This is a genomic window from Bradyrhizobium sp. LjRoot220, from assembly GCF_964252915.1.
Taxonomy (GTDB): domain Bacteria; phylum Pseudomonadota; class Alphaproteobacteria; order Rhizobiales; family Xanthobacteraceae; genus Bradyrhizobium.
Window position 1 is genome coordinate 153487 of sequence record NZ_CAXUPS020000002.1, and the last position, 25680, is coordinate 179166.

Below are 25680 nucleotides of genomic sequence, written 5' to 3' on the forward strand. Positions count from 1 at the left end.
TTGATGGAAACGCGGGCGAATTACGTCCTGATCGGAGCCTTCACCCTGGCGGTGATCGCGGCGGCGTTTGGTTTCGTGCTCTGGTTCCAGAGCCTGCACACGACCAAGGCGCGCAGCCCGCTGCGGGTGATTTTCGAGGGGCCGGCGACCGGCCTGCGCAATGGCGGCAGCGTCAATTTCAACGGTATCAGGGTAGGCGAGGTCGTCCGCGTGAAGCTGGACAACCCGCGTCGCGTCGTCGCACTGGCGATGGTCGAGAACAACGCCCCGATCCGCAAGGACACCCTGGTCGGCCTCGAATTCCAGGGGCTGACCGGCGTGGCGGCGATCTCGCTCAAGGGCGGCGATGAGGCCGCGCCCCCCGTGCCGCTGGACGAGGACGGCGTCCCCGTGCTGACGGCCGATCCGGCCGCGCTGCAGGATGTCACCGAGTCGATCCGCGCCACCTTGCAAAACGTCAACCGGATCGTCGCCGACAACCAGGAGTCAGTGAAGAACTCGCTGCGAAACCTCGAGACCTTCACGGGCGCGCTGGCGCGCAATTCCGAGAAGATCGACAACGTCATGCTCAAGGTCGACGGCGTGATGCTCAAGGCCGACAATCTCATGCTCGGTCTCAACACCATCGCGGGCGGCGCCAATGGCGGCGAGTTGAACCTGATGGTGAAGTCGATCAAGGAACTGGCTGACGATCTCGACAAGCGCACCGGCGCGTTGATTTCCGATGGCCGCCGTACGCTCGGCGACATCAGCCGCGCGGTGAACAATTTCGACCGCAATCCGAGCCGGGTGATCTTCGGTGGCAGCAACAACGCCGCGCCGGCGGCGGAAGCCGCGCCGCCACCGGCCAGGCCGGCCGCGCCCAGACCGCCCGCCGCGGCCGCTGCCCCGAGCGGACAGAAGCGGCAGTAGGGCGCGGGCTACTGCAGCGATGTTGACTAGTCAGAATTGCGAAGCGGATTGATAAAATTCAATGCTGTGAAATCCTTCTCGTTGTCGGTCACCACCACGCAGTCGTTCGCCTCGGCTATCGCGGCTATGATCATGTCGAGCGCGCTGCGTGGCCGACCCTTAGCTGTACCGTCGGCCATAAGCCGGCCCCAGATCAATCCCGCCTTCTCTTCGAAAGGGAGGACGCGGCCTGCGAAGAGTGCTTGTGGCCCTTCCGGACCGGCGAACCAGGTTTCCAGCAAAGCGCGCTTTTTTCCTTTGGGCTTCTCCAGCAAACCGCGCTGGATTTCGCCGATGGTCAGCGCAGAGATGAACAGATCATTGTCGGTCTGTTCCGCCATCCATGCGAGAAGGGCTTTGGATGGATCAGGCTTGGTGACATTGCTGATGATGTTGGTGTCGAGGAGATAGCGGGTCACAGGTCGACTTCGCGGCCGCTGGTATGCGAACGGGCAAGATTGAGATCGGCTCCGACAAGTGGCGACCGGCGCAACGCGGCGAGAATGCCGCCCTTCCTTGGCGGCTCGCCGGCGATCGTCTGGCTGATTGTCGCTCGAATCCGCAAGGCTTCAGGATCGTCTTCAGCAAGCCGTCTTGCCAGGGACCGGATCAGTTCGCGGTCGGTATCCAGGCCCAGAACTTCAAACCGTGCCATGCCGCGCTTGACCAACCGGGTCCGGTAATTCCGGAGCGCTCGCTTCTGTGCGGTGTTGCCCATGGCCAACCTCAAACCCGAATATATCCAGTAATATATCCAGATTTTCGGTCCGCAGCAAGAGTGCTTTCGCTGCCTGGCGAGTGAAAAAGCGCAAAAACCCGCCAAAAAAGAAAACGGAGGCCGCGAGGCCTCCGTGTATTCCACGTCTCCGAAGCCAAACCTTACCCCAGCCGTCCCGCCGCATGGGCGAGCAGGGTGTAGACGAGGCCGGTCTCCGAGGTCAGGTGGCCGCGCAGCGCCTGCGGACCGCGATCTTCGCGGGCCACCTCGTCGAGCAGGCGCTCGAACTCGGCGATGTAGCGGTCGACGGTCTGCTTGAAGGCGCGGTCGGCGCGGTATTTGCGGGCGACCTCATCGAACGCCTTCTGGCCGGCCGGCGTGTAGAGCCGTTTCGAGAACGCCTTGCTCTCGCCGCGCTGGTAGCGATCCCACATCTCGGCCGCGAGATTGCGGTCCATCAGCCGGCCGATGTCGAGCGACAGCGATTCCAGCGGATTGGCCGGGCCTTGCGGCGCGCGCGGACGGGGAGCGGCTTCACGACCGCTCGGACCGCCGGCGTCGGTGCGGCTGAGCAGATCCGACAACCAGCCGTCGCGGCCGCCGTCCTGGCTGCTCGCCGGGCTGACCGGCGGCGCTTCGGTGCGGCGCGGCGCCGGCATGCCGAGATCCGGCGGCGGCAGGTTCGACGCGCTGCTGGTGTCGCGCATGCGCACGTCATTGCGGCCACCACCGCCACCAGCGGCTGCCATCACAGGCTCTTCCTGGCGCTGCACGCTGGCGCGGCTCGTCGTCATGACGTCGAGGCCGCGGCCGTGATGGGCGACGATCCGGTTGAGTTCGGCCAGCGCCTCGATCTGGTCGACGATCACCTTGCGCATCTGCGCGGTGTTATCGGCGGCCTCCTGCGGCATTTCCAGCACGCCGCGGCGCAGTTCGTTGCGGGTGGCTTCGAGTTCGTGATGCATCTCGGAGGCCATCTGCTTCATGGCCACCACCATGGCGCCGAACTTCTCGGTCGACTGCTTGAACATCGCGTCGGTTTCGGCGTTGCTCTGCTGGTACAGCTCGTTCATGGCGTCGATGGTCTGGTGCCGCTCATTTTCGGCGGCGGCACGAACCGCCTCGAATTGGCGGCTGATCGCGGCCGAGCCGGCGCCTGCGGTCTCCGCCACCACGCGGGCGATGTCGCGGGCACGTTCCTCGGCGGCGGCAAGCGATTCATCCAGCAGACCGGTGAAGCGCGACAGCCGCTGATCGAGGTCGGTGGTGCGCAGATCGATGGTGGTCACCAGCGATTCTAGTTGCGATTTGCGTTCGGCGACGGACGTCGTGGTGCTGCGGTTGGCCTGTTCGACCGCGGTCGCGGCATCGACCAGCGCCTTGCCGTGGGTTTCGAACTCGCTCGACAGCGAGCCGAGATCCTCCAGCGCCTTCGAGGTCTTGGTGTTGAAGGTGGTGAGCTGGTCTTCCAGCGTCTGGGTCGCGACGCCGTTGCGCGAGGTGACGTCGTTCATGGCGGACACGAAGTCGGCCACGCGGGTCACCAGGGCGCGCTCCAGCGAGTTGAGGTTGTCGTGGGCACCGGTCAGCACTTCCTGCAGCAGGATGTTGCCTTCACGCAGCCGCTCGAACAGCGCGACGGTGTCGGTCCGCAGGATCTTGCTGGTCTCCTGCATTTCGGTGACGGCCGCGATCGAGACCTGACGCGACTGGTCGATCGCCGAACGCGACGACTGCTCGAGATCCTTCAGCGACTTGGCCACCGCGCCGGTTGCCATATCGCCCGCGGAGGTGATCGTGCGGGCGACTTCCGAGCCATGGGTCGCCATCGATTGCGAGAACGCCTGGCCCCTCGTTTCGATCGACTTCAGGCTGTCGGCGGTGACGCGGTCGAGTTCGGTCGTGAGCTGGATGGTCTTGGCGCTGAGCGCCTCGACCAGCGAGCCGCGGCGGCTGTCCACGATCTGCGCCAGACGATCGGTCTGCTGCTGAACGTAAGTGACGATTTCGTCGGTCTTGCCGGTCATCGTCGAGCCGAAATTGCTGCTCGCGGACAGCACCGAGCGTTCGATGTCGGCGGAGGTCGTCTTGACCTTGGAACTGACTTCGTTCGACGCGGCGACCAGCGCGCTCTGGGCGTTCTGCGCCGAGATCTGGATGTTGTCGGTGGTGCTGGCGGTGACCGCAGCGAGCGAACGCTCGATGTCGGTTGCGATCGCCTTGATCTGGTTTGCGGCGTCGGCCGAGGTCGCGGCGAACGAGCTCTGCGCTTCGCGCGCGGTGCCGAGGATCGAGGCGGCGGTGCCGGCGCCGACCGCGCTCAGCGTGCGCTCGACATCGATCGCCAGCGACTTGACGTGCTCGGCGGCTTCCGTCGAGGCTGACGTGAGCGCGTTCTGCGCTTCACGGGCGCCTGACGTGATCGACTCGGCGGTAGCATTGCCGGCCATCGAGAGCGAGCGTTGCACGTCGGCGGCCAGGGCCGTGACCTTGCCAGCGACATCCGTGGATGCGGCGAGGAGGGCGTTCTGGGCTTCGCGTGCACCCGACGTGATGGCCTCGGCGGTGGCCATCCCGGCGGCAGACAGCGACCGCTCGACATCGGCGGTGAGCGACTTGACCTGGCTGGTGGCATCCGTCGAAAGCGTGACGAGGGTGTTCTGGGCTTCGCGTGCACCTGACGTGATGGCCTCGGCGGTCGCGGTACCGGCGGCCGACAGCGAGCGTTCGACGTCGGCAGCGAGCGACTTGACGTGGGTGGCTGCATCCGCGGACGCGTTGATCAGGGTGTTCTGGGCGTCGCGGGCACCAGCGGTAATCGATTCCGCGGTGGCGGTACCGGCGATCGACAGCGAGCGCTGCACGTCGGCGGCGAGCGACTTGACCTGGGTTGCCGCATCCGAGGAAGCGTTGACCAGCGTGCTCTGGGCTTCGCGGGCGCCGGCGGTGATGGCCTCGGCGGTCGCGGTACCGGCGATCGACAGCGTACGCTGCACGTCTGCTGTCAGCGACATGACCTGATTGGTGGCCTCGGTCGAGGCGGCGACCAGCGTGCTCTGGGCTTCGCGGGCACTGGCCGTAACGGCCTCGGCGGTCGACGTGCCGGCGAGCGACAGCGTACGCTCGACATCGGCGGCGAGCGACTTGACGTGGTTTGCCGCATCCGCAGACGCCGCGACCAGTGTGGACTGGGCTTCGCGGGCGCCGGAGAGAACCGACGAGGCGGTGGCGCTGCCGGCGGCGGTGAGCGTGCGCTCGACGTCCTCGGCAAGCGACTTGATCTGGGTAGCGGCTTCGGTGGAAGCCGATACCAGCGTGGTCTGCGCTTCGCGGGCGCTGGAGAGGATCGAATTCGCAGCACCGGTGCCGACGGCGGTGAGGGAGCTTTCAACCTCGGCCGAGGTCATCCGCAGCTGGGCGCCGACATCGGACGAAACCGTGAGCATGGCCTGCTGCGCGGTGCGTGCGCCGGTCTGGATGGTTTCGGAGGTGTTGACCACGAGGTTCGTGAGCGAGCGCTCGGCGTCCTCGACATGGGAGCGGATGCCCGAGGACAACAGTTCCGCGCGCGCCATGAGGTCGTCGCTGGCCTGACGGCCGCTGCTTTCGATGCGGCCGGCCACGGCTTCGACGCGCGAGCCCAGGAGATCCTCGAACTGCGCGACGCGCATGTCGATGTCGCTGGCAATCGCGCCGACCCGGGTTTCGATGCCCTGGTGGATGTCCTGGAACCGCGCCGCGATGGTGTCGGTCAGATGGGCGCTGCGGCCATCGATGGTCTGGGTCACGCTGGTGATGCGCTGGTCGACGGCTTCGACCGCCTGCGCGGTGCCAACGGTCAGCGACGTGGTCACGTTGGTGAGGCGCTGGTCGATGGCCTCGACGGCTTGCGCGGCGCCAACCGTCAGCGAGGTCGTCACGTTGGTGAGGCGCAGGTCGATGGCTTCGACCGCTTGCGCGGCGCCTGTTGTCAGCGACGTCGTCAGGTTGCTGAGGCGCGAGTCGATCGACTGGATGGCTTGCGTGGTGCCTCCGGTCAGCGACGAGGTCAGTTCGGTGAGACGCGAGTCGATCGAGTGGATCGCCTGCGCGGCACCGTCCGTCAACGAGGTCGCGAGCGTGCCGAGGCGATCGTCGATCGTCTCGGTGACCGACCTGGCGCGGTTGTCGAAGGTCTGCTCCAGCGCCTTCAGGCGGCCCTCGACCGCCTCGTCGAAGTACCTGATCTTGGTGTCGAGCGAAGAGTCGAGATGGTTGACGCGCGTGCTCAGCGTGTTCTCGAACTGCAGCAGGCGCTGATCGAGAGAAGCGGTGATCTCGCCGCTATTCGAGATCAGGCGGGTGTCGAACGTGTCGACATAGTTCTTCAGGCTGTCGTGGATGTCCTGCGTCCGCTGACCCATGCGCTCGACGATCTCGCCGCCGAAGGTTTTGACGGTGCGGTCGAATTCGGAGATGTGGCGGGTGATCAGGGCGCCGAGCGTGCCGCTGTCGCGGGCGAATTTCTCGACCAGTTCGCTGCCCTGGTTCTTCACCAGTTCGTCGAACGCGCTCATCTGCAGCGAGAGGCTGTCGTGCGCGGTCTCGGTCTGGCTGACGACCTTGGCGACCAGCGAGTTCACGGTCACATCGAGCGCGTCGCTGGCCTTGTCGCCGGAGGTCATGATGCGGGTCGCCAGGCGGTTGCCGGCCTCGTCGATCTTGCTGACGAGATCGCCGCTGCGCAGCTCGAGCTCGAGCAGCAGCGAGTCGCTGGAATTCTTCAGCGAGTCGTGGACCTGTTCGGTGCGGTCGGAGATGCCGTCGACGATGGTCGACGAACGCTGCTCGAACTCGCCGGTGATGCGGTCGATGCGCTCGTTCAGCATCTCGTGGACGCGATCGGCCAGGTCGACGAACTCGTCATGGACGTGACCGGTCTTGAAGTTGAGGCTGGTGGTCAGCCGCTCAGAGGCGTCGAGCACGGCGCGTGTGGTCTCGGCGCTGGCTTCCTCGAGGCGGTCGAGCAGGTCGCCGCCGCGCTCGCCGAGCGCGAGAATCATGTTGTCGCCGGCATGGCTCAAGGCGGTGGTGATGTGGCCGCCGCGTTCTTCCAGCGCGCCGGTGATGCTTTTCGCGACTTCGTCGACGCGCGAGGCGATCGCGTCCGAGATCAGCGCGATGTCGTGGCGCAGGTCGATCTGCACGCCGGAAATGGCGCTGCGAACCTGTTCGGCCTGGCCGACCAGGTTGTCGCGCTGATGGGCGATATCCTGCAGCAGCGCCCGGATGCGCACTTCGTTGTCCGAATAGGCACGCTCCAGCGCTGCGACTTCATTGGCCACCAGCGTTTCCAGTTCGCCGGCGCGCGCGATCGCGCGTTCGACGCCGTCGCCCATCGCCGCGACCTCGCGGCGGATCGCCTGACCGACGGTCACCATCGAGTCGGAGGCGGCACCTTCGGGCTCGGAGAAGCGGATCGCGACCTGCGCCATCGATTGCGCGATCATCCGCATTTCCTGGCCGCGCCAGGCCAGGCTGGCGAGGAAATAGAACAGCAGCACCGGCGCAAAGAACAACGCCGCAAGGCCGCCAAGCACGAGCACGCCGCCGCTCTGTCCCATCGCGGCCTGCAGCGAAGGCAGGAAAGCGGCGGTCAGCAGCGCGCAGCCGACCAGCCAGACGCCGGCGAACACGGTGGCAAGCGTATAGACGCCGCGGGCCGGGCGGCCCTTCTGGATCGCCTGCAGAATTTGTCCGATGGTTTCGCGATCGTCATTGGCGGCACGACGCGGCGAGCGCGGCTCTTCGATCGGATCGAATACCGGTCGGTCTGCGCCAGAACGCGTATCAACGCGCGTATCGAATGGATTGTCAGCGTAGTCCGGGGGCGCAGACGAACTGGCGGGCTGCGAAAAGTCGTTGCCGACCGAATGCCGGTTGGGATCGACCGTGGTGTCGCTGATGTTGAGCGCTTCCTGAATGGCGGAAAGCGCGACTTCGGTGGGATCTTTGACCTTCTTGGGATTGTTCGCCATGTTCAGTCGAGCCCTCTTACTTTTTACGCGTCCTGTTGGTCTTGCGACTGATCTTGCAAACGCCCCCGCAAGCCCCAACCTGGAATCTTTGCCCCGCACGGAACGCAACCGCGCCCCATCGGCGGCTTGTCCGCTACATCCGCAAACATCCTATTGGCTGAGCGATGCGAATGAAATGGTCGCGATTAAGACTTTCTTAATCATCGTTAACAGCTTTGTGGCTTAAGGCCTTACGGACACTCGAAATTCCTGTGGGAGAGGGCCATTTGCGGCAACTCCTCGGCAAAAGATGGGCGAAGTTGCGGCAATATCGCCGAACGTTTCGTTAACCAGTTTCATGATTGGCTGGCCAAAACGGCCCTGCCCGGATCGGTCCGGCGGGGCGATGTGGATAGGCCATGCCGCTTCATCTCGAACGGATACATTGGATGCCATCGCCGCCACTCGCTCCCGATGACGGTCCGATCGATTTCGAACACCTCAAGCGCATGACGCTTGACGACGCCGGCCTCGAGCAGGAGGTGCTGGCGATGTTCGCGGCCCAGTCGGCCACGCTGATGGCCACGCTTGCCGCCGTGCCGGCCGATGCCGGCGCGCTGGCCCACACGCTGAAGGGCTCGGCCCGCGCGATCGGCGCCTTCGCTGTGGCGGAAGCCGCCGCCCGGCTGGAGACGGTCCTCGCGAACGGGGCCGATCCGTCCAGCCTGGTGACCGAGCTCGGCGATGCCGTTGCGCTGGCGCGGGCGGCCATCGAGACGGTCCTGCGCCGTTCCTGAACGGCCGGCGATCCGGCGGCGCCAAAACCCTGCCAAATTAGCCCCTTAGGTTTTCGCCCCGACCGCTAGCGCTGTGCGGATCGACCCGTTATAGGACTGCCGGGGACCTTCCTACCGCATTCCGGCAGCACGAGCGATCATGGCCAAAATCCACTTTGTCGACCATACCGGCGAAAAACGAACCATTGAGGTCGAAAACGGCGCGACCGTGATGGAAGCCGCGATCCGCAACGCCATTCCCGGCATCGAAGCCGAATGTGGCGGCGCCTGCGCCTGTGCGACCTGCCACGTCTATGTCGACGAAGCCTGGCGCGAGAAGGTCGGCTCGCCGACGCCGATGGAAGAAGACATGCTGGATTTCGGCTTCGATGTAAGGCCGAATTCGCGCCTGTCGTGCCAGATCAAGGTCTCCGACGAACTCGACGGCCTCGTGGTCTCGACGCCGGAACGGCAAGCGTAGGAAAAGCGCAGGATCTGGTCCGGCGGCGCCGGATCGTATCAGCGCGCTCCGGCGCGCTCCTTTCCGACAAGTTCCTCGCCGGCCGCATAAACCGCGCAGTCATCCGCAAATTTGGCGCATGCGGCAAGGGCCGCGTCGTGCGCGGCGGCGGCCGAGCGCTGCCCGCCGCGGTAGCCAAAGGTGCCGGTCGGAGACACCGCAAATGCCTTGTGGGGGCTCGCGGACAGATAGTCTGTAAAAGCTGAACGGCCTTTCTCACCCAGCCGGGGCGGCGGCGAAAGGTCCGCCGGAAGCGGTGCTGCGGCCAACTCCCGCGTTCCCAAATTCTGCTCGCGCAGGAAGCGATCGACCATCGGGGTCCATAGCGGAATGCCCCTTGAGAAAAGCGTGTGGCCGTCGTCGCCGAACGCGGGGGCGTCGATCAATTGAGCGCGGCCGCCGCCGCCGGTGAAGGCCGCGTGCAGCCGGCGAGCCAGGTCGGGGCCAAAGAACTTGTCGTTCTCCGCATAGATCCACAGCATCGGAATGCGTGAGGTCCGGCCGAGCGTGGCAAACGCGCGGACCAGTGCCGCCTCGTCGCAGACATCGTCGTCGCCACGTGAACCGCGGCCGCCGGCGAAGCTGATCGCTGCGACGAGGCCGGGTGGCGCGGTCGCGGCGAGCGCGATGCTGGCAAAGCCGCCCGCCGAGGAGCCAGCCGCGATCATGCCGCTGGTGGAAACATCGCTGCGGCCCTGCATGGCGCGGATCGCAGCGCCCAAGTCTTCGGCAGACGCGCGGGCCGACCGCAGATAATCGCGATCGGAGCAGGGACCGTTGCTCTCGGCATAGCGGCCGCCGGAGACGCCGTAGCCTCGCCGCATCACGACCAGTGCGGCGAAACCGCGCCGCGCGAATTCGATCGCCTGCCGGTACATTCCGTAGGGCGACATGGTTGCCCGCGCGGTTCGATCGCGCGGTGCGCCATGAGTGATCAGCGCCAGCGGATAGCGTCCACTGCCGGACGGCCGCACCAGCATGGCTTCAAGGCCTGCCGGTTCCGTAGCCGTTATCGGAATCCGCAAATCCTCGCGATAGTATCCATCGGCTGCGGCGGGCTGCATCGTCGTGGCGACGATCAACACCGCCAGCAGCAGCACCGCGCGCATTATCGTCCGTCCATTCCGCGCCGCAGCCAGCGCTGGAAGTTTGCGATGATCTCCGCGGTCAGCGGTGTCGGCTTGCGCGTGGCTTCGTCGAGCAGCACCGATACCGATTGCGCCGAGGCAACGCAGATGCCTTCGGCAAATACCACCTGATCGAACGTCACGGAGGTGCGGCCGAATTTCACCACCCCAAGTCCCATTTCGATGGTGCCGGGCCAGCGCAGTTCGGCGCGGAAATGCATGTCGAGCCGGACCATGATCCAGGTGACGCCGTCCGGGCTCAGCCCGTAGCTGCGATCCTTCATCAGCGTGACGCGCCCGGTTTCGAAATAGGTCGCATAGACCGCGTTGTTGACGTGCTGGTTGGGGTCGAGGTCGGCGAAACGCACATTGTCCGTCAACCGGTAGGGGAAATCCTCCAGGCGCGGCGTTGAATCGAGGCGGGCAGGGGCGTTCACGGGGCAGTCTCCGAAAGTTTCACGCCGTTACAGCCCAGTTATCCTGCGCCGGCAAGGGGTTGAGGCGAAGGCCGCGCATCATATTATGGCTTTCCTGTTGCACCGGCGTTGGTTAGACAGACGCTGGCCCAGAAGCGCCGCCCAGGCCATCGGCGCGGTCCAACCGAAAAGAAGCTTTAGATGAGCGAAGCGATCAAAACCGATGTGCTGATTATTGGCGCAGGTCCTTGCGGACTGTTCGCCGTGTTCGAACTGGGCCTGCTCGATATGAAGACGCATCTGGTCGACATCCTCGACAAGATCGGCGGCCAGTGCGCCGAGCTCTATCCGGAAAAGCCGATCTATGACATTCCCGGCATTCCCTTCGTCACCGGCCAGGGCCTCACCGACGCGCTGCTGGAGCAGATCAAGCCGTTCAATCCGACCTTCCACCTCAACGAGATGGTGGAGACGATCGAGAAGATCGGCGATCCCGGCTTTCGCGTCACCACCGACGCCGGCCAGGTGTTCGAATGCAAGGTGGTGGTGATCTCCGCGGGCGGCGGCTCGTTCCAGCCCAAGCGCCCGCCGGTGCCGGGCATCGAGGCCTATGAGGGCACCTCGGTGTTCTACGCCGTGCGCAAGATGGAGCAGTTCCGCGACAAGAACATCCTGATCGTCGGCGGCGGCGATTCCGCGCTGGACTGGACGCTCAACCTGCACCCGATCGCCAAGCGCGTGACGTTGTTGCACCGGCGCGACGATTTCCGCGCCGCCCCGCACAGCGTCGAGCAGATGCGCGCGCTGGTGGCTTCCGGAAAAATGGACCTGAAAATCGGTCAGGTCACCTCGCTTGAAGGCGAGGGCGGCCAGCTTTCGGGTGCCATGATGAAGGACAGCGACAACGCGGTCTCCAGGGTCGAGTGCGATACGATGCTGCCGTTCTTCGGGCTGACCATGAAGCTCGGACCGGTTGCGAACTGGGGCGTTGCGCTCGAGAACAATCTGGTGCCGGTCGAGACTGCCGCCTTCGAGACCAATGTGTCAGGCATTTTCGCGATCGGCGACATCAACACTTATCCGGGCAAGCTGAAACTGATCCTGTGTGGATTCCACGAGGGCGCGTTGATGGCGCAGAAGGCGCACCGCTACGTCTACCCGGACAAGCGGCTGGTGTTCCAGTACACGACCTCGTCATCGAGCCTGCAGAAGAAGCTCGGCGTCAACTGACGGCGGGCGCGAGCTGACGAAAGTATTTGACCGGGAGTTCGACCGACGTTCATTTTTACAGCCGCACCCTGAGCTGTGCCATTCGGAGAGCGCCGTGAAACGTTGGTCGAACCGAGCGAGGCGGTGCGCGGCTATTTTGTTGTTGGGCTCGGCGCTGTCGGCGCCGGATAGCGCCATCGCCCAGATTGCCGGTTCGGCCGACAGCATCAAGGTCGGCGTCCTGCATTCGCTTTCCGGCACCATGGCCATCAGCGAAACCACGCTGAAGGACACCGTCCTGTTCCTGATCGACGAGCAGAACAAGAAGGGCGGCATACTCGGCAAGAAGCTCGAGGCCGTCGTGGTCGATCCGGCGTCGAACTGGCCGCTGTTTGCGGAAAAGGCCCGCGAGCTGATCACCAAGGACAAGGTCGCCGTCGTGTTCGGCTGCTGGACTTCGGTGTCGCGCAAATCCGTGCTGCCGGTGTTCAAGGAGCTCAACAGCATCCTGTTCTACCCCGTGCAGTACGAGGGTGAAGAGAGCGAGCGCAACGTGTTCTACACCGGTGCGGCGCCGAACCAGCAGGCGATTCCTGCGGTCGACTATTTGATGAAGCACGAAAAGGTGAAGCGCTGGGTGCTGGCCGGCACCGACTACGTTTATCCGCGCACCACCAACAGGATCCTCGAAGCCTATCTGAAGTCGAAGGGCGTCGCGCCGGAAGACGTCATGATCAACTACACGCCGTTCGGTCATTCGAACTGGCAGACGATCGTGGCCGACATCAAGAAGTTCGGCTCAGTCGGCAAGAAGACCGCCGTGGTCTCCACCATCAACGGCGACGCCAACGTTCCCTTCTACAAGGAACTCGGCAACCAGGGCATCAGAGCGACCGACATTCCGGTTGTCGCGTTCTCGGTCGGTGAAGGAGAACTCGCCGGCATCGACACCAGGCCGCTGCTCGGCCATCTGGCCGCCTGGAACTACTTCCAGTCGATCAAGGATCCGGCCAACGAGAAGTTCATCACGGCCTGGCAAGCCTACAGCAAGAGTGCGAAGCGCGTGACCAACGATCCGATGGAAGCCACCTATATCGGCTTCAAGATGTGGGTGAAGGCGGTCGAGCAAGTGAATTCGACCGAGCCGGACAAGGTGATCGACGCGCTGCCCGGCATCGAAACTCCCAATCTGACCGGCGGCATCGCCAAAATGCTGCCGAACCATCACATCACCAAGCCGGTGTTCATCGGTGAAGTCAAAATCAACGGTCAGTTCGACGTGGTGTGGAACGCCCCGGGCCTGGTGGACGGCGATGCATGGTCGAACGAGCTCGAGGGCTCCAGGGACCTGATCGGCGACTGGGTTGGCAAGAAGTGCGGCAACTACAACACCAGGACCGACAAGTGCGGCGGCAACCCGTGAAGCCGGTTGCGTATCGAGCCGGTTCCTGGCTCTCGCCGGCAGCGATTCCAACCGAAATATGACCGAATGGCGCGGCAGGTTCGCCGCGGTCTCGCGAACATTTGGCCAGCCACTGGAACCGTCCGCGAAATGGCCTTAGTCTGCGGCCATTCATCTTGTGAATTAGTCAGGTGATGATGATGCGAAATGCGCTTTCCCTGCTTCGACTGATATTGCCGGTTCTGATGGCGCTTGCGTTCGCAAGCGAACTTGCCGCGCAAACGGCGGAGCCGTCCGCCGCCGGGCTGTGGCAGAAGGTCGAGAAGGGCAAGCCGGTCGGCTGGTTTCTGGTGGTCGATCGCGACGGCATCTATGAAGGCGCGTTTGCCAAGCTTTTTTCCGAGCCCGGCGATCCGCCCAATCCGATCTGCTCGAAATGCACCGACGATCGAAAAGATCAGCCGTGGCTCGGGCTCTCCTTCATCCGCGACATGAAGCGAGACGGGCTGAAATACGAGAACGGCAACGTGCTCGATCCGCGCGATGGCAAGATCTACAAGGCCAAGATGACGCTCAGTCCGGACGGACAGACTCTGACCATGCGCGGCTATCTCGGCTTCTCGCTGTTGGGCAAGGACGAGATTTGGACCCGGTTGCCGGACACCTCGCTGGCGCAGGTCGATCCTGCCGTCGTCGCGAAATATCTGCCAGCACAGGCGGCGGCGATGAAACCGCCCGCTGCGAAAGCGCCGGCCGCGAAGAAGGCGACGACGCCCGCGCCGGCACCTGGAGCGCCGGCCCCCGTGCGCTGAGCGAGACCGCTAACGCGGCTCTTCAAAATTGGCGAAGGGAGCCAGGTGCAACTTCAATTGTATGGGTAAGGATTTTTTGCTCGCAATCGCGCCGACGCACCCGTTGTCGGGCGGGGCCATGGCTTCCACAAATTGCGCGATGATGTATTCGTGCCCCTGATTTGCCCGACGCGTCAAACGTTTTTTCGTTTGGCAAAACATCAACGCTGGCAATCACTTGCTTTCTTTGCATGGGGTTGTTTTCGACATTTTAGTTTGGCCGCGGCCTAACGCGTCCCCGGCAATAGCGGGATCGGCGATATCGGCTGCGAAATCACTTCGGGCCCGGCATCCAGTTGCAGCACGGCGGCTGCGGCCGGCAGTGCCGCGTCCGCCATCGCGGCGTGGCCTTCGGCGGTCGGATGCACGGCGCCGCCATACACCGCCGACAGAACCCCCCAGGTCGCATCGTGGATGTCGGCAGGTTGCTGCGACGACGGCAGGCCCTGTGGATAGGTCATCGCCGCAAAGTAGCTGTCATTGGCGTCGCGGATCCAGCGCGCCCGCGGCAGATAGGCGCGATACTCGCCGGCGCTGCGGCCGCACAGCATCGGCTGGCTGGCGGCGGTGACGATGTCGGGATCGAAGCTTTCGCCGCTGGCCGAAAAGCATTGCCGATCGAATTCCGGATCGCTCGCCGCGCGCGCACAGAATCCATGGCCTGCAAAGGTGGCCTGATGCGCATCGACAAAGCTCATGCGGTCGGCGGCCGGATTGCGGCACAGGATGCCGGACTGGCATAGCGCGAGCGCTTTCAACTGCGGCAGGAATTCGCGTTCGACGAAATTCGAGACGGCGGCGAGTCGCTGCGGCGCGGCGTTGAACGAGGGGTGAATATCAAAGCCCGCCCGTCCACCGGGGCACGGCGCGCCGTTGTCCGCCAGCGTCGGGTTGGCGTACGAGGTGTAGATCACACGGGACATCTCGCCGACCAGCGGTTTCAACGCCTCGCGCAGCTTGGCAAACCCTTGCGGGAGGTCCCGCATCAGGGCGCCCCGCGCATCGTCCACCGACGCCAGCACGCCGCTGCGCCGGAACAGGGCGCGCTCCGTCGCGGTGTCGACGATCACGTCGGCGACCAGCCCCGAAAAATAAATGTCGTTGGCGCCGATCGACAGCAGCACCAGATCGAGCCTGCGATCGGGCTGGCGGCTTTTGGCCGCCGTCACGGCTTCGCGCAGTTCGGCGAGCTGGGCGTTGACCGTGCCGCGGCAGTTGCCCGCTTTCGATGGCGGGCAGTCACGGGCGCGCTGCGAGCCGAACAGGCCGTCGGCGATGGTGGCGCCGGTGCAGGCCAGCGGCAGATACGTCACCGCGATGTGCGGATATTGTACGGCGAGCGCCAGGGCGGTCCGCGTCTGGTAGCTGTAGAGCGAGCGGTGGCAGGCTGCATTGAGCCAGAGCGCGCTCTGGCGCTGCCATACGGCCAGCGTATCAGGCGCTTCACAGGCCCGTCCGCCCTTATAGCCGGCGCGGCTTGGACGGTAATATTGTGACGCGGCCGTTCCCAGATAGGAGCGGAAGCAAAAGCCTTCATCTGACAGCGCGATGGGCCGGTCCGGATTTCCCTCGCCGGAGGCGATGCTGTCGCCGAGGCCGGCGATGAAGATGTCGCGCACCGCGATCTCGGTGGCGACGCGCTGGCTGCCTTCCGAGCCGGCGGAGACGTCGACGCTGGCAACGGTGGTGCGGCCGTAGCGGACGCGGAAATTGACCGGCTCGGCGCAGTCGAAAGTGGATCCCTGCGGCCCGTCGCCATCGTCGAACGACCAGGCGCAGGTGGCGCCGACCGGAACCGGTCCGGTCAGCCTGACGGTGATCGGATGATCGATCGGCGTCAGATAGCTTTCCTTGACGTTGTCGCGGCTGCAGGGCTCGCTGACGCGGCCGGCAAGATCGATGCAAAGCCGGTTCACGGTGTTTCGTGCCCAGCCGCGGCCGTCGCTTTGCAATCCCAGCGCCTGTTCGGCGGCCAGAACGCTGCGGCCGCGGCCGCTGTCGGTGTGCAGCAGGAAATCCCGTTCTTCCCGGAACAGGCGGAAGCGGTTGCGAACCTCCCACGAGATCTGCAAGGCGCCGCCCCCGGGCGCAGTCTGCGCGTCCGCAGGGGAAGGCGACAGCGACCCCAGCGCGCCGATGAGCAGCGCGACGGTTACTAACGATCGAGGGAGAATTCCGGCCATGGCGCGTTTGACGTTAGCGGTAAGGCAGAAATAAGAGAATGCGATAGCAGCCCAAGAGCGTTTTCCAGCAAAAGCCTGCCCCGGACTTGATCCGGGGTGGACACCGGTTCGCGTCAAGAAAACGCGTCAAATCAAGAATCTAGAGCCCCGTTCCGATGTAATCTGAACGGAAAAGGCTCTAGCCTATAAGACAGGACGGCAACAATAATTTTGCCGTTACCTTACGTGACTTTGGGCCGGGTTGGACGATCCCATCTGGGCCGGACGGGTGAGTGCTAGGACTGGCGGCTCTTGATCGGCTGCCGTACCCGGGCCGAGGCCGTATAGGCCCCCGCGAGCTTGCGGCGTTCCTGCCAGGGCTGCACCACGCTAAGCCAGACTTCGCGCGCTCCCATGATCGAGATCGAGATCCCGAAGGGAATCAGGAAATACAGGATCCGGAACACCACCAGGGTCGCCAGCAATTGTTCCTTGCTGAACTGGGGTAGCGCCACCAGCATCGCGGCGTCGAACACGCCGATGCTGCCCGGCGCATGGCTGGCGAAGCCAAGAAGTGTTGCGAGGATGAAAACCACCGCCAGCGAGACGAAATCGATATGGGGCTCCGCCGGCATCAGCAGATACATCGCCAGCGCGCAGAACCCGAGATCGACCACGCCGATCATGACCTGCAGCAGCGTCAGCCGCGCCGAGGGCAATACCACCTTCCAGCCGTTCTGACCGAGTTCGCGGCGGTTCTCGCCCATCACCAGCCAGAGGAAATAGGCCGCGATGCCGGCAAGACAGCCGAGTGCGATCAGCCGATTTATCGCTGGCGGCAGCAGATCCATCGCCGTCGCCGCTTCGGGATGCCAGGCCATGCCGATGCCGAGCACGAACAGATTGCCGAGCCAGAAGGTCAGGCCCGAGAGGAAGCAGATCTTGGCGACGTCGATCGCACTCAGCCCGTAGTCGGAATAGATCCGGAAACGGATCGCGCCACCGGTAAAAACGGTGGCGCCGATGTTGTGGCCGATGGTGTAGCTGGTGAAACTCGACAGCGCGGCGATGCGATAGGGGACGTGGGTCTTGCCGATGGTTCGCAACGCAAAGAAATCATAGAAGGTCAGCGTGCAGAACGCGCCTACCACGCACAAGGCGGCCAGCGCGATGCGATGCGGCGCGATTTCCGTCAGGGCGGTCAGAATAATCGCGGTGTCGACCCCCTTCAGGGTGCGAACCAGGTGGGTGACCGCAAGAATGATGATGAGGAGACTCGCAGCGATCCCGAGCCGTTTCCAGCCGATCTTCTCCTTGAAGCCACGCCCGAGCGTGGTCAGCAGCCGATGCATTCATCCTCCCGGCGGGGTAGCAAAGAAAAACCTGTCAAAACGATCAAAAAGAGACGACAGGGACGGTCAGACGCACCGTGCGTGAAGACCCATAAGCCAAAAACGAGCCGTTGTGCAGCCCTTGACAAGCCTGGCTTCTGCATTCGTTCGGCGGGCCTGTCATACGTCCTACATATGTTGTGGCGTCAACAATTTTGAGTCGCGACCAAAGGTGTTTCCGGCCCCTTTAACCGAGCCGTTCCGCTGTTCCCTTGCGCTTTTCGGGAAGTTTCAGCAACGTCTCCGCCGCCTGCAGTCCGGGGCCGCCGCCGAACATGAAGCGCAGATCGGGCTTTTAGAAGGCTTGCGCTTTCTTGATCCCAAAACCTCGATCTCCCTCGATCCCAGGGCCTCGCGCACAAGGGGGGACTCTTCGCCCAGGACATTGCGCGCATGCATCGATTGCAGGACATCTATTGTTACGCCGCGAGATAACTCGTGAAAGCGCGGCCGTCGATGGCCGAGAAGGCGCCAGGAAAGCAGCTTGGACAGGGCTTTTTGAGTCGTGCCGATTAAATCAGCCATGCCGTCAGCTGTTGGGATGGCCGGCCATTCATCCAGGAGGGCTGAGGAAGGCGAGGCCCCACTGGATGCTGCGCCGATCAGCGCCACCCCGGTCCGTTGAGGCAAAACGCCGCGCGCGAAAATCGCGCGGCGTCGCGCGCCGGTGGCTGCGATTCTTGCCGGCCTGAGGCTGGTGCGGGCAGGCCTGATTCGAAATCAGGTCGCGGTTCGTCGTTTTGAAAGGCGCGGGGGGTCAATACCGGGAATCTGCGGGCAACGGCAATAGCCCGCAACCCGCAGGCGAGGGCGCCAAGCATTTGTTCACCATCGGTGCAGCCGAAACCGCGGCGTTAACTTCAATGCACCATTCGCGCCGTCATTACAGACTGATAGCGGGGGTCTGTGATGTATCAAGTTTTGAATTGCCTCGTCACCGAGCATGATTTGCGGCTGGTCGTTCTCGGCGGCATCATTTGCTGGCTGTCCAGCGCGGTAGCGATCAGCCTGTTTCATCGTGCCCGGGCTTCACATGGCCGCACCCGCGCGATCTGGGTCGGCCTTGATGCGGCGGTCGGCGGCTGCGGTATCTGGGCCACTCACTTCGTGGCGATGCTGGCCTACGATCCCGGCACCGGCGCCGGATATAACATTCCGGTCACCCTGATGTCGCTGATCTTTGCGGTGTCGATCGCCGCGATCGGCCTCAGCATCGCCTTGCTCAACGAGCGCCGCTCGACGATTGCGCTCGGCGGCGCGGTCGTTGGCGCTGGTGTCGCAGCGATGCACTACACCGGCATGATGGCGCTGGAGCTTCCGGCGCGCATCGTCTGGTCGCCGGGGATCGTGCTGGCTTCCGTCCTGTTCGGCGGCATGTTTGCAGCGCTCGCGCTCGTCGTCGCCGCGCGGCGGGATGACCGCAATCATACCTTGGCCGCCACCGGCCTGCTGACGATCGCGATCGTTTCCCACCATTTCACGGCAATGGGAGCCGTCACGCTCGTTCCGGATCCGACCCTCGCCACCGACGGTTTGTCGATCTCGCCGGCCGCGCTTTCCTTTTTGACCGCCGTCGCAGCCTTCGCCATTCTCGGCATATCGTTCGTGGCGGCGCTGCTCGACCGACGTTCAAGCAGCGAAATGCATCAGCAGAAGCTCCTGCTCGACTCGGCAATCGGAAACATGTCGCAGGGACTTTGCATGTTCGACGCGGACGGCCGCATCATGCTGTTCAACGAGCGCTACAGCGAGATGATGGATCGGACCGACATGCCGCTGCAGGGCCGCTTGCTGGTCGACGTTCTGCAGGATCAGAAATCGATCGGAAAATGGGACGGCGATCCCGACGAGTTCTTCGCCAAGGTGGTGGCAGCGGCCAAAGCCGGCGAGAGCCTGACCAGGGTCGTCACCCGCAACGGACGTTCGATCCGCGTCGTCGATCAGCCCAAGAAGGGCGGCGGCTGGGTCGCGACCTTTGAGGACATCACTGAATGGCAGGCGGCCCAGGAGCAGATCACGCACATGGCGCGCCATGACGCGCTGACCAATCTGCCGAACCGGACGTTGTTCCGTGAGCAGCTCGAGAAGGCGCTGCGCCTCGTCAAGCGCAGCGATCAGCTCGCGGTATTCTGCCTCGATCTCGATCATTTCAAGGAAATCAACGACTCGCTCGGCCATCCGGTCGGCGATGCCTTGCTGAAGGAAGTCGCCCGCCGGCTCGGTGAATGTGTCACCGAGCACGATACGGTGGCAAGACTTGGCGGCGATGAATTCGCGGTCGTGCAGTTCTGCAGCGACTGCGATCCCTCGGCGGTGGCCTTGCTTGCCAGCCACATCGTCGAGAAGATCGGAGAGCCCTACGATATCGGAGGTCATCAGCTCGTCGTCGGCGTCAGCATCGGCATCTCGCTGGCACCCGAGGACGGCAAGAATCCCGATGAACTGCTGAAGAAGGCCGATCTCGCGCTCTATCGCGCCAAGGCGGACGGCCGCGGCACCTACCGCTTCTTCGAGAGCGGAATGGACGCCCGCGCCCAGGCGCGGCGCATTCTGGAACTGGATCTGCGCGCGGCGCTGCAACGCGACGAGTTCGAAGTCTATTATCAACCGATCCGCGACGTCGCCAGCGACAGCGTCGTCGCGTTCGAGGCCCTTGTGCGCTGGAACCATTCGCTGCGCGGCATGATCGCACCGGCGAATTTCATTCCGCTGGCGGAGGAAACCGGCCTGATCATTCCGCTCGGCGATTGGGTGCTGCGACGGGCCTGCGTCGACGCCGCTGGCTGGTCCGAGGATATCACCGTCGCCGTCAATCTGTCGCCGGCACAGTTCAAGAATCCGAACCTGGTAGTGTCTGTGAAGTCCGCGTTGCAGGCCTCCGGTCTTGCGGCACATCGCCTCGAACTGGAGATCACCGAATCGGTGCTGCTGCAGAACAGCGAGGCGACGCTGGCGGTGCTGCACGAACTTCGCAGCTTCGGCGTCAGGATATCGCTCGACGACTTCGGAACCGGTTATTCGTCGCTGAGCTATCTGCGCAGCTTCCCGTTCGACAAGATCAAGATCGACCGTTCGTTCGTCAGCGAGCTGGCCACGCGCGACGATTCGATGGCCATCGTCCGCGCCGTGACTGGCTTGGGCAAGAGTCTTGGGATCGTCACCACGGCGGAGGGCGTCGAGACCGAGGCCCAATTCGATCTGCTGCGCCGCGAGGGATGTACGCAGGCGCAGGGCTATCTGTTCAGCAAGCCGCGTCCGGCCGCCGATGTGCAAGCGATGCTGTCGCGGCCGCGTGCCCGCATCGTGGCCTAGGCGGAGAGCTCGAAGTCAGGCCTCGAAGTCAGGCCTTGCGCAGCGCGAAATGCGCGCCGCAGAATGCCATCACGGCGCCGAGGCATAACGCCGCAAGACCTGAAAGCACGCCCGAAATCGTCGGGATCGGGCTCGGTGCCGAGGCCGCCTGTCCGGCGCCGGCCAGGATCAGCACGCCGACCGCGATCAGGAACTGCCGCATCCGCTGCGGGATTTGGCCGGACACCGCACTGTGCATCAGATTGGCGGTGAGATAGCCGCTGCAAAAGCCGACGGTCGCAATCAGCCACCACGCAATGGCGGCGCCCGCGGGCATGAATTCGCGGGTATCGGATCGCCACAAACCGCCGAGATCGAGCCCGAAGCGTGCGCCCAGCATGTGAACGGCCAGCGCCAGCAGTACCCCGGAAATCATCGCGCCGGCCAAAATCAGGCGTCGCGGAAAATAGGTCGTCTCGGCCATGGCCTGCTTGTAAGATAAAGCCGGCTGGCCGCGCAAGCTGCGTGCCCAGCCGCTACCGGGATTTTTGAATTGCCAACTTCGCTACCGGACAAGACGGAGATATCGGGCGAGAGCGCGCCAGAGACCCGCTACGTCTACAAGGCGTCGCTGATCGGATCGGCGCATGAATTCAAACTGACCGATGCCGGCTTGTCCTGGCATATCTCGGGCAAATCCGGTGTCTGGCGTTACGCCGACATCGCGGCGGTCCGCCTCAGTTATAAGCCGTCGTCGATGCAATCCCGCCGTTTCCGCGCCGACCTCCAGGGCAAGAATGGTGGACGCATCGCCATTCTCTCGACCACCTGGCAAACCGTTTCGCTGATGGTGCCACAGGATAGCGACTATCGTGCCTTCATCACCGAATTGCATCGGCGAATGGCCGAGGCGGGCAGCAAAGCCGCGTTGTTCGCCGGTATCGGACGGATCACCTACGCCGCGGCACTTGCGATGGTGACGTTGCTCGGCATCGCGATGGCAGGACTTCTGCTGCGCGCGTTCGCGACCGGTGAATGGTACGGCGCGTTGTTCCTGGTTGGATTCGTCGCGCTGTTCAGCTGGCAGATCGGCGGCTTCATCATGCGCAACAGGCCGCGCACTTACGACTTCGATCATTTGCCGACAACACTGCTGCCGTAGTTCCGCAATCAAGCGCAATCAAATGTGACTTCGCGAAGCGCGCGGCGTACGGCATCGTAGCGGCGCGTTTTGTCGCGGCTGGATGGGCATGTTGCGAGCATGATGACGGATCGAAGCGCGCGATTGCCGACCGAGGCCGAGATTGCGGCGATCAACGCGCGGCATTTAATCAGCACGCCGCTGAAGCCGGCTGACCTGTTGTTCGTGTTCGGAACCCGCGTCGATGTCGAGGAGCGCGTCGATCAGGCCTTCAGGCTCTGGCGCGACGGGTACTTTCGCTGCGCGATTGTCAGCGGCGGGATCACTCCGGGCTCGGACCGTTCGGAATGTGAAATCATTGCGGACGCGATGATCGCGCGCGGCATTCCGCGCGAGCGCATCTTGCGGGAAGATCGCGCGATGAACACCGGTGAAAACGTGATCTTCTCGCTTCCGGTGATCGATGCCGCGCTGGGACTGACGAACATCCGCAGCGTGATTTGCCTCGGCAATACCTGGACCGCGCGCCGCTATCCGATGACGCTGCACCGGCACTGGCCGGAAGTGGAAAAGATGCTGGTCACCGTCGACAGTTTCGCAACGCCGCGGTCGCTCTGGCACACCGATTGCGAATTCCGGCGCCGCATTCTCGCCGAATGGGACAAGATCGAGCCGTACAAGGTGAAGGGCTTTATCGCGGAGTGGCCGGTGCGGTGAGGGGGGCGGTCAAGCTATTCGGTCGAGTCGAAATCTTCTTCCCCGGCGCTCAGCATTCCCGCCAATACACGCAGGCCCGCATCGAGTTGATCGATCGGTGGCGCGGCCAGCGCCAGCCGTACCGCGTTCGGCGCGTATCCGGGGGCGACCGCGAAAGTCGACGAGGGCGTCAGCGCGATGTCGCGGCGGGCCGCGGCCGCGACGAATGTCTGCGACCGCCAGTGCGGCGGCAGCGTCAACCACAGATGATAGGATTTCGGGTTCGCCTCAATCTCGAAGCCGGCAAGGCGCTCCATGGCGAGGCGCTGGCGCCGCTGCGCATCGGCTCGCTTCAGCCTGACGAGTTCGGACGCGGTGCCGTCGGCCATCATCCGTTGCGCGGCCGCGAAGGCGTATCCCGACGCGGTCCATCCGCCGGAACGAACCGATGACATGATACTCTCGCGCAGACGTGGCGGTGCGGCGATGAAGCCGAGCGCCAGACCCGGTGCGACCTTCTTGGAGAGGCTGTCGACCACGACGCAGCAATTCGGCGCCAGCGCAGCCAGCGGGGCTTCGTCGTCGAGGAAGCCATAGACGGCGTCTTCGATGACGGTGAGATCGAGTTTCTCGACGACGCGCAACAACTCGGCGCGGCGTGAGCCGGGCATTGTCATGCCCAGCGGATTTTGAACCGTCGGCTGGACGTACAGCGCCGATAATTGCGCGTCACGGTGGGCCTTTTGCACGGCGTCGGGACGCAGGCCGTGTTCGTCCATCGCTAGCGGCACCAGCGTCACCCCCAGCCGGGCGGCAATGCCTTTGATGAAGGGATAGGTCAGGGACTCGACGCCGCAGCGGCCGCCCGGCGGCACGATGGCGGCAAGGGATGCGGCGATGGATTGCCGGCCGTTGGCGGTAAAGACGATCTGCTCGGCCCGTGCCGACCAGCCGCTTCGGGAGATGAAATCCGCCGAGATGCTTCTCGCAGCCTGCGTTCCGGCGCTGGTGCCTTGCCGCAAGGCGACTTCGAGCGCTTCGGGCCGCTCCAGGCCTTCGAGGCTTTTCGCGATCAGGGCCGATTGCGTCGGCAGCATCGGATAACTGACTTCCAGATCGATGCGGGCGCCGCGCGGCTCCGTCAGCGCGGTGATCGCACGGGGTGCCTGTCCGGAAATGAACGTGCCGCGGCCGACTTCGCCGACCACGAGGCCGCGGCGTAACAATTCCGTGTAGACGCGGCTCGCGGTGGAGACCGCGATCTTGCGCTCATAGGCGAAACTGCGTTGCGGCGGCAGGCGATCGCCCGGTTTGAGCCCGCCATTGGCGATCTCGGAGGCAACTGCATCGGCAAGCCTGAGATATTCAAACCTTGACATTATTGCACCGAGATCAATGTTTCACTTGCACCGAGAAATGTACCGGATCATTTTGAACCTATCAAGCCTGAGATTGCACTGAGGAGAGTGCAAGCAATCAGACCTAGGGCGCAGCCGCTGATTCCCAGCGATTGCGTCGGCGGCAGCACCTTGCCGCTGAAAGACCAACCGGAGCAGACCAATGACCACGATGCCCCAAGCCGCAGCCCAGCCTGCAATTTCCCTTAGCTCGGGCGGATTGCTCCGCCGGTTCGGGATTTGGGCGCATGCAATTGCAGTCTATCTGGATCGCCGGGCGGCGATCAAAGCGCTGCGGCAGCTGGACGATCGTGAGCTCCGCGACATCGGCCTAAACCGCAGCCAGATCGAGGACGCGGTTCGGGGTCTCGCAGATCCGGATCTCGGCGGCTTCGGTAACGGCCCGGTGCCTCAACCTGTGCGATAAAACACATGCGGCCCGTCGATCGACCGGGCCGCATGGTGATCGCATGTCTTTGTTGCTCCTTCAGTGCCGCACCACCAGCACCGAGCATTTGGCGTAGCGCACCACATGGCCGGCATTGGAGCCGAGAAAATAGGTTCGCATCGCCGGCCGATGCGACGTCATCACGATCAAATCGGCCTTGATCGCCGCTGCCTCCTCGAGGATCTCGTGGTAGATGCCGCCTTGCCGCACCACGGTGGAAATGCGCGAGGCCTCGATGCCGGATTCCTGGGCCACGATCGCGAGCGCTTCTTCCGAGGTCTGGCGTTGCTGGGCGTCGAAATCGGCCGGCACGTATTCCGCCAGCATGAGCGGCGTCGTCGGCATGACGTTGAGCAGCCGCACCGTGCCGTTCCAGGTCCGCGATAGCGTCGCAGCTGTCGCAATCGCAGGCTTCGCCAGGTCGGTGTCGGCGAGATCGAGCGGCACCAGAATGGATTTGAACATCTGCGCCTCCTGTCAGCGGCCAGCGTACCATGGCGGCGCCGCGATGTCCGCCCGCCTATCTTTGCATGGGGTTGCTTTCGCGATTTTGTGCCGAGGCCCGCCGGTATGCCCTCGAAGAGCACCGCGCTGCGTCCTCTCCAGCTCACCGTGCTCTAGTCGTCGGACGTCTGCTTCAGCAGTTTCGGGCTGATGAAGCGCACGAGTGTGCCGCGGCGAAACGCCACCTCGCTCCAGTCCTCGATCGCAAAGTCGAGGATCGCAAGGCCGCTGGTCGGCAGATTGTGCTCGAGTGCTTTCTTCGCGGCCGCATCGCCGCTGCCGGACAACGCCAGCGCCAGTTCATGCATGCCGGGATTGTGGCCGATCACCATCAACCGCCGGGAATCGGCGGCTTCGGCCACGCGGACGATCTGCAACAGATGCGTCGGGTCGGCGCCGTAAAGTTCGGCCAGGAACTCGACCTGCGGCGGGACGAAATCCTTGGCGGCATCCTGCATCGCCTGCCGGACGATCTCCCAGGTCTGCAGCGTCCGCACCGCGGTTGAAACCAGAACCGTGTCGGGAACGGGTAGGTGGCGGCCGATCCAGCCGCCGACGGCCGCGGCATCGAGGCGGCCGCGATCATCGAGCCGGCGATCCTGGTCCTGCCCCGAGGGCGCGTCGTGTTCGGTCTTGGCATGACGCAGCAGCATCAAACGGCGCATGGGCGCAATCTCGATTCGT

At 64.1% G+C, this 25680-nt stretch carries 21 protein-coding genes; 10 read left to right on the forward strand and 11 right to left on the reverse strand.

Annotated features, from left to right (window positions below):
- Nucleotides 1-3 precede the first annotated feature (3 nt).
- Entirely contained in the window at nt 4-912 is a 909-nt protein-coding gene (locus ACSQ84_RS08990; protein ID WP_436211322.1) for an MlaD family protein, read from the forward strand.
- 26 nt (nt 913-938) lie between these two features.
- Here the strand turns inward: ACSQ84_RS08990 and ACSQ84_RS08995 are convergent, their stop codons facing one another.
- The 3 genes from ACSQ84_RS08995 to ACSQ84_RS09005 all read right to left on the reverse strand — a co-directional run bounded on the left by ACSQ84_RS08995 (nt 939) and on the right by ACSQ84_RS09005 (nt 7686).
- Nucleotides 939-1370, reverse strand: coding sequence for a type II toxin-antitoxin system VapC family toxin (locus tag ACSQ84_RS08995; protein ID WP_436211323.1), 432 nt, complete (start codon nt 1368-1370; stop codon nt 939-941).
- Nucleotides 1367-1669, reverse strand: coding sequence for a hypothetical protein (locus tag ACSQ84_RS09000; RefSeq protein ID WP_436212245.1), 303 nt, complete (start codon nt 1667-1669; stop codon nt 1367-1369). Before ACSQ84_RS09000 ends, ACSQ84_RS08995 begins: the two co-directional genes overlap by 4 nt.
- 161 nt (nt 1670-1830) lie before the next feature.
- Nucleotides 1831-7686 carry a negative regulator of septation ring formation gene (locus ACSQ84_RS09005; RefSeq protein ID WP_436211324.1) on the reverse strand — a complete coding sequence of 1952 codons (5856 nt, stop codon included), beginning with the start codon at nt 7684-7686 and terminating at the stop codon, nt 1831-1833.
- A 398-nt stretch (nt 7687-8084) separates the two neighbouring features.
- Between ACSQ84_RS09005 and ACSQ84_RS09010 the strand changes: the two genes are divergently transcribed.
- Both ACSQ84_RS09010 and ACSQ84_RS09015 read left to right on the forward strand, forming a co-directional pair.
- Nucleotides 8085-8462 carry an Hpt domain-containing protein gene (locus ACSQ84_RS09010; protein WP_436211325.1) on the forward strand — a complete coding sequence of 126 codons (378 nt, stop codon included), beginning with the start codon at nt 8085-8087 and terminating at the stop codon, nt 8460-8462.
- A gap of 139 nt (nt 8463-8601) precedes the next feature.
- Entirely contained in the window at nt 8602-8922 is a 321-nt protein-coding gene (locus ACSQ84_RS09015) for a 2Fe-2S iron-sulfur cluster-binding protein (RefSeq protein ID WP_324417509.1), read from the forward strand.
- Between the two features lie 38 nt (nt 8923-8960).
- Here ACSQ84_RS09015 and ACSQ84_RS09020 read toward each other — a convergent pair whose 3' ends face one another.
- Together ACSQ84_RS09020 and ACSQ84_RS09025 are read right to left on the reverse strand one after the other, a co-directional pair.
- The gene (locus tag ACSQ84_RS09020; protein WP_436211326.1) at nt 8961-10070 is read right to left on the reverse strand and encodes an alpha/beta hydrolase family protein; all 1110 of its coding nucleotides are present in this window, start codon (nt 10068-10070) and stop codon (nt 8961-8963) included.
- The gene (locus ACSQ84_RS09025; protein WP_436211327.1) at nt 10070-10525 is read right to left on the reverse strand and encodes an acyl-CoA thioesterase; all 456 of its coding nucleotides are present in this window, start codon (nt 10523-10525) and stop codon (nt 10070-10072) included. Before ACSQ84_RS09025 ends, ACSQ84_RS09020 begins: the two co-directional genes overlap by 1 nt.
- A gap of 180 nt (nt 10526-10705) precedes the next feature.
- Between ACSQ84_RS09025 and ACSQ84_RS09030 the strand changes: the two genes are divergently transcribed.
- The 3 genes from ACSQ84_RS09030 to ACSQ84_RS09040 all read left to right on the forward strand — a co-directional run bounded on the left by ACSQ84_RS09030 (nt 10706) and on the right by ACSQ84_RS09040 (nt 13927).
- Nucleotides 10706-11734, forward strand: coding sequence for an NAD(P)/FAD-dependent oxidoreductase (locus ACSQ84_RS09030; protein WP_436211328.1), 1029 nt, complete (start codon nt 10706-10708; stop codon nt 11732-11734).
- A gap of 142 nt (nt 11735-11876) precedes the next feature.
- The gene (urtA, locus tag ACSQ84_RS09035) at nt 11877-13136 is read left to right on the forward strand and encodes an urea ABC transporter substrate-binding protein (protein WP_436212246.1); all 1260 of its coding nucleotides are present in this window, start codon (nt 11877-11879) and stop codon (nt 13134-13136) included.
- Nucleotides 13137-13315: 179 nt separating this feature from the next.
- Complete coding sequence (locus tag ACSQ84_RS09040) at nt 13316-13927, forward strand: DUF2147 domain-containing protein (protein ID WP_436211329.1); 612 nt, start codon at nt 13316-13318, stop codon at nt 13925-13927.
- 266 nt (nt 13928-14193) lie between these two features.
- Here the strand turns inward: ACSQ84_RS09040 and ACSQ84_RS09045 are convergent, their stop codons facing one another.
- Nucleotides 14194-16149 (reverse strand): hypothetical protein, encoded by a 1956-nt coding sequence (locus tag ACSQ84_RS09045; RefSeq protein WP_436211330.1) that lies wholly within the window; start codon nt 16147-16149, stop codon nt 14194-14196.
- A 275-nt stretch (nt 16150-16424) separates the two neighbouring features.
- Nucleotides 16425-17480 (reverse strand): lysylphosphatidylglycerol synthase transmembrane domain-containing protein, encoded by a 1056-nt coding sequence (locus ACSQ84_RS09050; RefSeq protein WP_436211331.1) that lies wholly within the window; start codon nt 17478-17480, stop codon nt 16425-16427.
- A 948-nt stretch (nt 17481-18428) separates the two neighbouring features.
- Between ACSQ84_RS09050 and ACSQ84_RS09055 the strand changes: the two genes are divergently transcribed.
- Nucleotides 18429-20831, forward strand: a complete 2403-nt coding sequence (locus ACSQ84_RS09055; protein ID WP_436211332.1) for an EAL domain-containing protein — start codon at nt 18429-18431, stop codon at nt 20829-20831.
- 28 nt (nt 20832-20859) lie between these two features.
- Here ACSQ84_RS09055 and ACSQ84_RS09060 read toward each other — a convergent pair whose 3' ends face one another.
- Entirely contained in the window at nt 20860-21294 is a 435-nt protein-coding gene (locus ACSQ84_RS09060) for a hypothetical protein (RefSeq protein WP_436211333.1), read from the reverse strand.
- Between the two features lie 69 nt (nt 21295-21363).
- Here ACSQ84_RS09060 and ACSQ84_RS09065 point away from each other — a divergent pair, with 69 nt between their 5' ends.
- Both ACSQ84_RS09065 and ACSQ84_RS09070 read left to right on the forward strand, forming a co-directional pair.
- Nucleotides 21364-21972 (forward strand): hypothetical protein, encoded by a 609-nt coding sequence (locus ACSQ84_RS09065; RefSeq protein ID WP_436211334.1) that lies wholly within the window; start codon nt 21364-21366, stop codon nt 21970-21972.
- A gap of 102 nt (nt 21973-22074) precedes the next feature.
- Nucleotides 22075-22668 (forward strand): YdcF family protein, encoded by a 594-nt coding sequence (locus ACSQ84_RS09070; RefSeq protein ID WP_436211335.1) that lies wholly within the window; start codon nt 22075-22077, stop codon nt 22666-22668.
- 14 nt (nt 22669-22682) lie between these two features.
- Here ACSQ84_RS09070 and ACSQ84_RS09075 read toward each other — a convergent pair whose 3' ends face one another.
- Nucleotides 22683-24026 (reverse strand): PLP-dependent aminotransferase family protein, encoded by a 1344-nt coding sequence (locus tag ACSQ84_RS09075; RefSeq protein WP_436211336.1) that lies wholly within the window; start codon nt 24024-24026, stop codon nt 22683-22685.
- Between the two features lie 181 nt (nt 24027-24207).
- Here ACSQ84_RS09075 and ACSQ84_RS09080 point away from each other — a divergent pair, with 181 nt between their 5' ends.
- The gene (locus ACSQ84_RS09080; protein WP_436211337.1) at nt 24208-24471 is read left to right on the forward strand and encodes a DUF1127 domain-containing protein; all 264 of its coding nucleotides are present in this window, start codon (nt 24208-24210) and stop codon (nt 24469-24471) included.
- Between the two features lie 60 nt (nt 24472-24531).
- On the opposite strand, the gene ACSQ84_RS09085 is transcribed toward ACSQ84_RS09080, so the two are convergent.
- Nucleotides 24532-24957: a universal stress protein gene (locus tag ACSQ84_RS09085; RefSeq protein ID WP_436211338.1), complete on the reverse strand. Its 426-nt coding sequence runs from the start codon at nt 24955-24957 to the stop codon at nt 24532-24534.
- A 152-nt stretch (nt 24958-25109) separates the two neighbouring features.
- Entirely contained in the window at nt 25110-25661 is a 552-nt protein-coding gene (locus ACSQ84_RS09090; RefSeq protein WP_436211339.1) for a SixA phosphatase family protein, read from the reverse strand.
- Between the last annotated feature and the right edge of the window lie 19 nt (nt 25662-25680).